The following is a 9,126-nucleotide window of genomic DNA, read 5'->3' on the forward strand; positions in this document are numbered from 1 at the left end:
ACAAGCATATGGATATGATCCACACAACATTCCGCTTCCAGAATATTCACGTTTTTCCATTCACATAGCTTTCTTAAGATACTGCCTATCGCTTTACGCTTTTCACCGTAGAACACCTTTCTTCGGTACTTTGGCGCAAAAACTATGTGATATTTACAGTTCCATCGCGTGTGCGCTAAGCTCTTTTCGTCCCTCATTGGGACCCCCTTTTGATTTCTTGTTGAACGTTTGCAGTTGCCAGACCGCAAACTGTTTTAACAAATCAAAAGGGGTTTTTATAACTGGCCCAAAGCTGAAAGCTTTACGGAACCCCCAGCCTAGCTGGGGGTTTCCTGAATACAATGAGAAACGCCGCTCAGTGAGCGGCGTTTTTTTATTGCTTTTTGTCTAAACGCTTCAGCCAGTCACCACACTCGATCCGTGGAAAACCCTCTACGCTGTGTTTATACAGGTAGATCCACGCACTCCCATAAGGTGTCTGAATCAATTCACGTTTATAGTCCCTGGTATTACTTTTCAATTCGTCCAGCTCTGCCAGAATCGATGAGTTAATGCGATACACTTCACAATGTATCACCCCCTCTCCAGGGATTGCCGCAGGGTAATGGCCCAGATTGTAAAGCTGATAGCCATCAAGCTCATGTTCACCCAGCCATTGGGCGTTAGTCATCCAATGGCTGTTCCCCTGCTTGCGTCGTAAACTGCCGTAAACAATGATTCGCATAGCTTAAAACTCAAACTGATAGAGCACATCCAGTGCTTGGTCAATACCAGACACTGCTTCCAGATACAGCCTAGGCATCAGGCGGTATCGCAACGTCAGCGTGGCCAGCGAATCGAATATCCCCACCCCATATTTTACTTGTAAGCCAGGGAGGACATATCCGCTCACCACAACCTGAGAGCTGTCACCAACTCCTTCGGTATCAAGGGCCAGATTACTTACGCCAAACGCCTCGCCGATTTTACCCACAAGTTGACCACTTTGTGCAACCCCCATGCCAATTAACATTGAAGTCATCGCATTGCCATCAGCTCCGGTGGCCCCTAACCCCTGGCCACGCAACAGGTAAGACAGCGCCTCCTGCTGGGATAACGTCGGGTCAGAGAACACATCAAGCCTTGGTGCATCGGCCATGCCAGTCACGCGTACCCCGGCAACCACCCCATCCTGGGTAGCATCCGGGTTACGGATCGCTTCAATATTCAGCAATGGCTGATCGGGCGGGCCAGAGAACAGTAACTGACCTTTACGCACGATCAGATCCTGCCCATAGGCGTGGAAGCGCCCTGAAGGAATATCAATGTGCCCATTCAGCCCCAGCCCATTCTGATCTTGCAGCACTCTCAGATTGCCACGCAGCACGGCTTTCAGACCGAAGGCGTCCAGGCGCACGTCGTTGCCGATACGCACCATCAGATTACTGTTGATCGGGATCGCAGCAGTGGCTGGTTGGATCGGTTTCAGTTGATTATCGAGCATCACTTCATCACGGGAGACACCCACTGCACTCTCCGGCAACTCCTGCACTGTGATACGCGCCCACGGAATATCAACCGAACCGTTGAGTGAGAATAGCTGCGGCGTCGCCTCAAACACCAGATCCGGCGAGACGTCAATGCGCACCATCGGTGGTATCGTCACGCGCAGCTTATTGCCTTTGGCAGCGATGCGCGCACGCCAGGCCTTGATATCATGCCAGTCTGCATCCCCCGCCAGGTTCAGTTGCCCATGAGTGGTGCTGAGTAACCCTTCCAGCGTCGAGGTCATGCCGTTGAAATTCACCGCCAAGCGGCCTTCGGTCATATCAAACGGCATCCAGTGGCCGGTGATCATCGCCTTATCCAGCGCCAAGCGGCCAAACACCAGCGGCCTTTGCGCACTGCCGCTCAGTTGCAGATTGGCATTCAGCATCCCCGAAGCCTTTTCGCCCTGCGTCAGCAGCGGTTTCAGCAGCTCCATCGAGATATTGGTGATATTCACATTGCCACTGATATTACGGCGTACCTGCGGATCGGCGATCTGAACGTTGCCGTTAAACTGCCCATTGTTGACCAGCTTGATCAGCCAGTCCGCCTGCACACGGCCATTGTTCATACCCGCGTTGAGATTGAGCGTCTCAAATGCGATCGGCAGCGCACTGCCCTGCATCTGCTGCACCACTTTCACACGGTTACCCACCAGCGAAACTCGCGCCTGTGGCAACGCCCCACCCGGTTGCCAACTGACCTCCGCCCGGCCACTGAAAGCACCACTCAATGCGGTATCCGGGCCCAGGAACGGTTTAATCATCGCCAGATCAAAGCGGTTGAGCACGACGCTGGCCTGGCCACTGGCTCCGGCCTCAATGGTTCTTGGCACGCACAGCTCGGCATTGGGGTTTTGCCAGCAATGCGGCCCAATGCTGATTCTCTGCTGCGTATTCAGGTAATCCAGCGCGATAGCTCTGGTCAGACGCCATTCACCTACCGGCGTGTCGAAGCGGGTATTGTTGAGATCGCCGCGCCAGCGCTGCTGCTGGCGATCAAAGCTACCGGTAAGCTGGAGTTGACCCGAAACCGGCTTGCCATCGACATTCAGCTGCAACCGGTGCTGGCGCTCACTACCGCGAGCATCCAAGGTCAGCAGGTTAACCTGCAACGCATCCTGCTTCAGTTGTTCCACCCGTATGGTCAACTGCCCCTGGATCTGATCAGCCGAACGCACATCGCCGTCCACTTTCACCCGGTTGATGTGCAGCGCCTGCCATTGCAGGCCCAGCGCAGTGAGATCCGCCAGCAGTTGCGGTGCCTGCAGGTTGCCACGCAACTTGAGCTGGCCTTTTACCGTGCCCCCCAGCCCTGGCAGCGCCCCATCCAGACGCGGGGCATCAATATTGGCATCCAGATTCCAGTTTTGTGCGTCTAGCTGGCCCTTCGCACTGAGCGTATTGCGCCCCAACGCCAATTCAATACCCGGTATTCGCCACTGCCCCGCCGCGTTGCCACTGAGCGTGCCGCGTGCCGAGACCTTGTTTTGCTTCACATTGCCATCAAGTTGCAATACCGGCACCTGCAGTTGCCAACTTCCGCCGTGCACACTGCCACGGGTGGTGATTTTACCATCCAGCCGTGCTGGCCACTCCGGCCATTGCTTGGCGGTATTGATACCACTGAGCGTCAATTGTGACGTCCAACTGATCGCTTTGCTCCAGTCCACCAGCGCGGTGAGATCGGTATTGCCCTGCAGTGCCGCCAAGCGCAGGCGTTCAAGCCGGAACTGTTCGAGGTTGCCTTTGCCATCCAGCGTAATCGCCGCTGGCGGCAGGTCTTGGCCCTGGAAATTGGCACGGGTCGACAACGCATAATCAGCCGCGCTGCCATTAAGGCGCAGGCGTAAATCGTTAACCTGATACTGTGCTTCGCCGGTCAACGGCCATTTCAACCGCTGGCTTTGCAACGTCATCGCCAGTGGCAACCCGGCTTGTGCCAGTTGGGTTTGCGCATCCAGTTGAGCACTCACCGGGCCTGAAAGATTCAGCACCAGCTTTAGCTCTTCACGCAATGCTCCACTGATATTCAGCTTTACCTTCTCGCCTTTCAGCGGCTCGATGTTCAGCGCACTGTTGACCGTCATGGCGACTGGCCAATTGCCGCTCAGCGTCGCCTGCCCCTTGGCCGAAAGCGACCCCTGCGGCGATTTCACGTCGAAGCTGTCGAGCTGAACATGCTGATCCTGAGTGCTGAGCTGCAACAACAGGCTGGTGATCGAGACGTCGTTATCCCCGGTCAAACGCAACTGTTCACCGCTGATTTTCTCAATGGTGAGATCGAGCGGCAGGTGGATTTCCGGTAACTCAGGGAGCAATGGCTTGCTGAACAAGGCTCGCAGCGTTTCCGCTAACGGTTTTTCTGCTGGCGTGGCCTCCGCTTTCTTCGGTGTCAACGCATCAGCGGCAAGTGCTGGCGTTTTCGGCAAAGCCACCAGCAAAGAGCGGATTAACGTTGGCTGCAACGTGAATGCCCGCTGCTGCCAATGTGCGCCGGTTTGGAACTCGCCGAGTGCGATCGCGGTGTCGTCCACGCTGACTTTAACGTTATTCAACGCCAGCATACGCAGCGTGATCGGATATGGCGTGCTGAGGTCAGTGAGCGGTTCACTGGTTGCCGGTGCCGGAGCGGATGGCGGTATTTCAGCAGTTTTTACCACCACATCCACATCTTGCGCCGTCAACGCATTGATACACAGTGAACTGTGTCTGAGGCAGGCGAGATCGAGCGATAGATGAAACTGCCCGGCGTTAACCGCCACGCCCGGCATCTGGTATTTCACGCCTTTCAGCGTCAAATCACGCCAGCCACCGCTGACGGCTGCAATTTCCAGCCCCGGCACCCAGCGTACCGCGCCATTGATCACCATATGCAGGCCGGTGGTCGTACCAAGCAAGAACGCAACCGCTCCTATCAGGAGGAACAGCAGGATCAGGAACCCCAGACAAATCTTTTTCACCAGGCTCATAGTTCAGGCCCCAAACCGATATAAAACTGTATTCCGTGGGTATCTTGATCGCCAATCGGTGCGGCAATATCCAGTTTCACCGGCCCGACCGGTGACTGCCAGCGCACGCCAACGCCCGCGCCGGTTTTAATATCCCGCTGTCTGATATCGTTCACTGCCTCCCCCGAATCAACAAACATCGCTCCCCACCAGCGGCCAGTCACGTTGTACTGGTATTCCAATGAGCCCGTTAGCATTTTTGAAGCGCCGGTCAACTTACCGCTGTCATCACGCGGCGCAACCCCTTGGAATTTATAACCGCGAATACTGCGATCGCCACCGGCAAAAAAGCGCAGGTCTGGCGGTATTCGGTCGAAGTTGTTGGTTTCAATCCACCCTACCTGGGCCCGCGTCACAAAGCGGTGTTTTTCTGCCAAGGTGCGGATCCAGACGTTCTGCGCCTGCAACAGCGCAAAATCGACGTCAGAACCCCAGGTCGTGTCGGAGACGTCAATAGAATAGCGTTGGCTGTCCCCCCAGACCGGCATCAGGCCACCGCGCGCACGTGTGCGGTTAACGGTAGCGCCAGGGTAAAGCAGCATGGTGGTGTCGGTGACCAGGCCTTGAGTAAAGTGGTCTAAACGCCAGCTCATGGTTAACGCCCGCTGCCAGCCGCTGGAGAGATCCCAGTTACGTGAAACCACCATTTTGGTACTGTCGGACTTGGTATCATTCAGATCGGTGCGCTTGAAACCGCCCTGCAGCAGGTAGTACTGCTCCAATGGGCTTTTCAGCAACGGGATGCGGTAGGTCAAATCCAACTGCTGTTCCGGGGCTGAAATACTGGCACTGGTGGTCAGGCTTTGACCGCGCTCGTTCAGCCAGGGCTTACGCCAGGTACCACGCACTCGTGGGCCGATATCGGTAGAAAAACCGCCCCCCAACTCCATAATATTACTGTTACGCGGCGTAACCAGCGCATCTAGCGGCAAAATCTTGTGCTCATTGGCACCGTGAAAATCGGGTGAAACCACCACGGAGTTAAACCAGTTAGTGGCAGACAAACGGCGGTTCAACTCGGCAAGATCGTTCGAGTCGTAATAATCCCCCTGATGAAAAGGCACCAGATTCTGCAGATAGTCTTCACGAATCTGCGATCCCTGGAATTTCACCTTACCAAAGTGATAACGGTCACCGCTGTCAAAATCAATGTCCCAGAATGCTTGGTGCAGTTCTTGTGCCACACCAAGCTGGCTCTTCGCCATGTTGGCATCGAAGTAACCTTTACGCAGCGCCAACCCGGTCAGTGAATTTTTAAAACTGTCGTATTCCCCATGGTTGAGGATTTCCCCCAAGGTCGGGCGGCTGCTTTTGACCAGATTGAGATAGTCCTCATCGGTTCGCGCGCCGCCTTCCAGGTTGATGTTCACTCCGGCAATGCGTACCGGCTCACCGGGGTTTACCTTGGCATACAGCACCGGGCGCGAAAGCGTCGGACGATCGTCCAACGTAAAATCAATCGTGGGTTCGTAGTACCCCAGTGGGCGTAAACCTTGACGAATAGCCGCATCCACTCGTGCGCGAAAGCGCCCTTCGGCGCTCACTTCTTCCGGCGTGATCCCCGAAAGACGCGCCCGGACGTTTCTTTCCAAATCCCCACTCAGGCCTTGAACCTGTAGCCGCAAATTCGCCGCAAACACCGATGGCACAGCGAACAGCGCACATAAAATGCAAAGGACCAAGTAGCGTGGCACACGTTCTCCTTAGAGCCTATCCAATAGGCTGAATTTGATGACAAAGTCGTCTTCTGGCCCGAGATACCCGGGTCTAGCGCACCGAGCGGCTTACGCCGTTACGACCCCTTCGGCACGCTCCCCCTAATAACCGGCTTTGTCAGCAGTCTGAAGCTATTTTATTTCTTGCCAATACCTTTGCTCTGGAGCCAGGCATTTTCTGTTAGCGAAAACAAGACGCATTCTTGGCTGTTGGCGCTCAAAATACTGCGTTAAGCTTATACATAAACACAACATAAGGCTTATTGTGGGCAAAGAAGTTGCCAGTTACAACTGACGTACGCCGCTATTAAGTCAATTCTTACTGTGAAAACAGGAGCTAACAGTGATGCCATTCCTTGATAAATCCCAAGCCGTTGAGCAAGCCAACGCACTGCCTGGCCGCACGACGCCCATGCCAATAGCCCCTACACATGCGGTAACGGGCCATTCGATGAGTTTGGTGCCCGAAGGGATGGAAATCGCCATCTTCGGTATGGGCTGCTTCTGGGGTGTTGAACGCTTGTACTGGCAACAACCTGGGGTTTACAGCACAGCAGCCGGTTACAGCGGTGGATTCACGCCAAACCCTACCTATCGCGAAGTGTGCAGTGGCCAGACTGGCCATGCAGAAGTGGTGCGCATCGTGTTCGATCCACAGCTCATCAGTTATAAGCACCTGCTGCAGATCTTCTGGGAAAACCACGATCCGGCGCAGGGGATGCGTCAGGGCGGAGATATTGGCACGCAGTATCGCTCGGCCATCTACTTTTTATCGCCCGAGCAACAGGCCGCAGCAGAACTGAGTCTGCAGCGCTTCCAACAGGCGATGCATGAGGCGAATGATCAACGCACCATTACCACCGAAATCGCTGCTGCACGGCCATTCTATTATGCCGAGGACGATCACCAGCAGTATCTGCACAAAAACCCTGGCGGCTATTGTGGCCTGGGTGGGATCGGGGTTTGTCTGCCACCGCAGGGTTAACACGTTGACCAACGGTAAATTTTTAACCGCTGGCGGCCTTCACAAGGCTACTGCTATACTATGCAGGCTGCGTTTGCAGCCTGATAACTGCCTGTCTGGTTATTATTAATTTTTTCACAAGTACCCCCTCCGAAAAAGCGCCGTCATCCCGTCGGCACGAATGGATAGACTATGTTAAACAGTATTTTACTGATTCTTTTTCTGATCGCGGTGAGTGCGTTTTTCTCGCTTTCAGAGATTTCTCTGGCTGCCTCACGCAAGATCAAACTCAAGCTGATGGCCGACGAAGGTAACGTCAATGCCGCCAGAGTGCTTAAATTGCAAGAAACCCCAGGCCTGTTCTTTACCGTGGTGCAAATCGGCCTCAACGCGGTGGCAATCCTCGGCGGTATTGTTGGCGATGCCGCCTTTTCACCGACGTTCAAAGTATTATTTGACCGATTCATGTCACCGGAACTGTCGGAGCAACTCAGCTTCACCTGTTCGTTTGTCCTGGTGACCAGTATGTTCATCCTGTTCGCGGATTTAACCCCGAAGCGCATCGGTATGATTGCACCAGAGACGGTCGCCGTCCGGATCATCAACCCGATGCGTTTCTCGATCATGATCTTCCGGCCAATGGTGTGGTTCTTCAATGGTATGGCTAATCTGATCTTCCGCCTGTTCAAACTGCCGATGGTGCGCAAGGACGACATCACTTCTGATGATATTTATGCGGTAGTGGAAGCCGGTGCGCTGGCCGGGGTGCTGCGCAAGCAGGAGCATGAACTGATTGAAAACGTGTTCGAACTGGAATCCCGTACAGTGCCTTCGTCGATGACTTCACGTGAGAGCGTGGTCTACTTCGATCTGCGCGAAAGCGAAGAGAGTATTAAAGAGAAGATCTCTACCCATCCTCACTCCAAATTCCTGGTCTGTGATGGCAACATCGATCAAGTCGTTGGTTACGTCGATTCCAAAGATCTGTTGAACCGCGTGCTGGGCAACCAAAGCCTGGTGCTGAGCAGCGGTGTGCAGATCCGTTCAGCGCTGATCGTGCCGGATACCTTAACCCTGTCAGAAGCGCTGGAAAGCTTTAAAACTGCGGGTGAAGATTTTGCGGTGATCCTCAACGAATATGCGTTGGTGGTCGGGATCATCACCCTGAACGACGTGATGACCACGCTGATGGGCGATCTGGTCGGCCAAGGGCAGGAAGAGCAGATTGTGGCGCGTGACGAAAGTTCGTGGCTGATTGAAGGCGGCACGCCAATCGACGACGTGATGCGCGTGTTGCACATTGATGAATTCCCGCAGGCTGGTAACTATGAAACTATCGGTGGGTTTATGATGTACATGCTGCGCAAAATCCCGAAACGTACCGATTTCGTCAAATATGCCGGGTACAAGTTTGAAGTGGTGGATATCGATAGCTACAAGATTGACCAGTTGTTGGTCACGCGCCTGGGTGACAAACCGGCTAGCCTATTACCAAAAAACCCAGACGAATCTCCTCAGGCATAAGTGCCTGGATCCAGAAACGTCAGCGGCCCCGTTTGGGGCCGCAATCTTTATCACCTGGGCCGGGAATCTGCAACAGCATGGGATTATTACCGTCGGCGGTTTCAGCGGCACGCTGCCGATCGTACAGTGGCCAGATTTTCAACCAGGATTACTGCGCGATATGGTGATCCCGGCGCTGAACTTGGCGGTGGTGAGCTTTGTCAGCATGATGCTGACCGCTCGGAGTTTTGCAGCCAAAAATGGTTACGAGGTGAATGCTGATGCTGAATTCCGCGCGCTCGGTCTGGTGAACATTGTTTCGGCATTGTCGCAAGGTTTTGCTATCAGCGGTGCTGATTCGCGCACGGCGGTAAATGATGCTAACGGCGGCAAGAGCCAGTTGGTTT

General features: G+C 54.4%; 7 protein-coding genes. 3 read left to right on the plus strand and 4 right to left on the minus strand.

The annotated features are described in order from the left end of the window. From tnpA to IV04_RS24010, 4 genes are all read right to left on the minus strand, one after another. Window positions 1–197 (minus strand): IS200/IS605 family transposase (gene tnpA / locus IV04_RS23995; RefSeq protein ID WP_152562960.1); only part of this gene is annotated, 197 nt, incomplete at its 3' end. A 176-nt stretch (window positions 198–373) separates the two neighbouring features. Then, window positions 374–724 carry a gamma-glutamylcyclotransferase gene (locus IV04_RS24000; protein ID WP_037396350.1) on the minus strand — a complete coding sequence of 117 codons (351 nt, stop codon included), beginning with the start codon at window positions 722–724 and terminating at the stop codon, window positions 374–376. 3 nt (window positions 725–727) lie between these two features. Then, window positions 728–4,498: a translocation/assembly module TamB domain-containing protein gene (locus tag IV04_RS24005; RefSeq protein ID WP_037396349.1), complete on the minus strand. Its 3,771-nt coding sequence runs from the start codon at window positions 4,496–4,498 to the stop codon at window positions 728–730. Beyond that, window positions 4,495–6,231, minus strand: a complete 1,737-nt coding sequence (locus IV04_RS24010) for an autotransporter assembly complex family protein (RefSeq protein WP_037396348.1) — start codon at window positions 6,229–6,231, stop codon at window positions 4,495–4,497. The genes IV04_RS24005 and IV04_RS24010 overlap by 4 nt, the downstream gene beginning before the upstream one ends. A gap of 367 nt (window positions 6,232–6,598) precedes the next feature. Between IV04_RS24010 and msrA the strand changes: the two genes are divergently transcribed. From msrA to IV04_RS24025, 3 genes are all read left to right on the plus strand, one after another. After that, complete coding sequence (gene msrA, locus IV04_RS24015) at window positions 6,599–7,237, plus strand: peptide-methionine (S)-S-oxide reductase MsrA (RefSeq protein ID WP_037396346.1); 639 nt, start codon at window positions 6,599–6,601, stop codon at window positions 7,235–7,237. A 171-nt stretch (window positions 7,238–7,408) separates the two neighbouring features. Next, a complete protein-coding gene (locus tag IV04_RS24020; RefSeq protein ID WP_037396344.1) occupies window positions 7,409–8,740 on the plus strand; it encodes a hemolysin family protein in 1,332 nt (443 codons plus the stop codon). After that, window positions 8,685–9,126 (plus strand): SulP family inorganic anion transporter (locus IV04_RS24025; protein ID WP_037441693.1); only part of this gene is annotated, 442 nt, incomplete at its 3' end. The genes IV04_RS24020 and IV04_RS24025, both read left to right, overlap by 56 nt.

Source organism: Serratia sp. Ag1 (assembly GCF_000743355.1).
GTDB lineage: Bacteria > Pseudomonadota > Gammaproteobacteria > Enterobacterales > Enterobacteriaceae > Chania.

Coding starts and splice junctions, on each gene's coding strand:
- IV04_RS24005 (WP_037396349.1), bottom strand. CDS start 4,498: ATGAGCCTGGTGAAAAAGATTTGTCTGGGGTTCCTGATCCTGCTGTTC.
- IV04_RS24000 (WP_037396350.1), bottom strand. CDS start 724: ATGCGAATCATTGTTTACGGCAGTTTACGACGCAAGCAGGGGAACAGC.
- IV04_RS24020 (WP_037396344.1), top strand. CDS start 7,409: ATGTTAAACAGTATTTTACTGATTCTTTTTCTGATCGCGGTGAGTGCG.
- msrA (WP_037396346.1), top strand. CDS start 6,599: ATGCCATTCCTTGATAAATCCCAAGCCGTTGAGCAAGCCAACGCACTG.